This window comes from Salmonella sp. 32120201201600049SM (assembly GCF_017572835.1).
GTDB classification, from domain to species: domain Bacteria; phylum Pseudomonadota; class Gammaproteobacteria; order Enterobacterales; family Enterobacteriaceae; genus Salmonella; species Salmonella enterica.
Window position 1 is genome coordinate 1 of record NZ_JAGESA010000030.1, and the last position, 1,292, is coordinate 1,292.

General features: G+C 41.7%; 1 protein-coding gene. It reads left to right on the plus strand.

Annotated features, from left to right (window positions below):
• Positions 1-193 precede the first annotated feature (193 nt).
• Positions 194-1,060 carry a PSE family carbenicillin-hydrolyzing class A beta-lactamase CARB-2 gene (locus tag J4650_RS22630; RefSeq protein ID WP_001931474.1) on the plus strand — a complete coding sequence of 289 codons (867 nt, stop codon included), beginning with the start codon at positions 194-196 and terminating at the stop codon, positions 1,058-1,060.
• Positions 1,061-1,292: the final 232 nt, after the last annotated feature.

Below are 1,292 nucleotides of genomic sequence, written 5' to 3' on the forward strand. Positions count from 1 at the left end.
CTGTTTTTTTGTACAGTCTATGCCTCGGGCATCCAAGCAGCAAGCGCGTTACGCCGTGGGTCGATGTTTGATGTTATGGAGCAGCAACGATGTTACGCAGCAGGGCAGTCGCCCTAAAACAAAGTTAGCCATATTATGGAGCCTCATGCTTTTATATAAAATGTGTGACAATCAAAATTATGGGGTTACTTACATGAAGTTTTTATTGGCATTTTCGCTTTTAATACCATCCGTGGTTTTTGCAAGTAGTTCAAAGTTTCAGCAAGTTGAACAAGACGTTAAGGCAATTGAAGTTTCTCTTTCTGCTCGTATAGGTGTTTCCGTTCTTGATACTCAAAATGGAGAATATTGGGATTACAATGGCAATCAGCGCTTCCCGTTAACAAGTACTTTTAAAACAATAGCTTGCGCTAAATTACTATATGATGCTGAGCAAGGAAAAGTTAATCCCAATAGTACAGTCGAGATTAAGAAAGCAGATCTTGTGACCTATTCCCCTGTAATAGAAAAGCAAGTAGGGCAGGCAATCACACTCGATGATGCGTGCTTCGCAACTATGACTACAAGTGATAATACTGCGGCAAATATCATCCTAAGTGCTGTAGGTGGCCCCAAAGGCGTTACTGATTTTTTAAGACAAATTGGGGACAAAGAGACTCGTCTAGACCGTATTGAGCCTGATTTAAATGAAGGTAAGCTCGGTGATTTGAGGGATACGACAACTCCTAAGGCAATAGCCAGTACTTTGAATAAATTTTTATTTGGTTCCGCGCTATCTGAAATGAACCAGAAAAAATTAGAGTCTTGGATGGTGAACAATCAAGTCACTGGTAATTTACTACGTTCAGTATTGCCGGCGGGATGGAACATTGCGGATCGCTCAGGTGCTGGCGGATTTGGTGCTCGGAGTATTACAGCAGTTGTGTGGAGTGAGCATCAAGCCCCAATTATTGTGAGCATCTATCTAGCTCAAACACAGGCTTCAATGGCAGAGCGAAATGATGCGATTGTTAAAATTGGTCATTCAATTTTTGACGTTTATACATCACAGTCGCGCTGATAAGGCTAACAAGGCCATCAAGTTGACGGCTTTTCCGTCGCTTGTTTTGTGGTTTAACGCTACGCTACCACAAAACAATCAACTCCAAAGCCGCAACTTATGGCGGCGTTAGATGCACTAAGCACATAATTGCTCACAGCCAAACTATCAGGTCAAGTCTGCTTTTATTATTTTTAAGCGTGCATAATAAGCCCTACACAAATTGGGAGATATATCATGAAAGGCTGGCTTT

What these genes read in the sequence shown, in the direction of transcription:
- J4650_RS22630 (WP_001931474.1), top strand. Translation starts at nt 194, where the DNA reads ATGAAGTTTTTATTGGCATTTTCGCTTTTAATACCATCCGTGGTTTTT.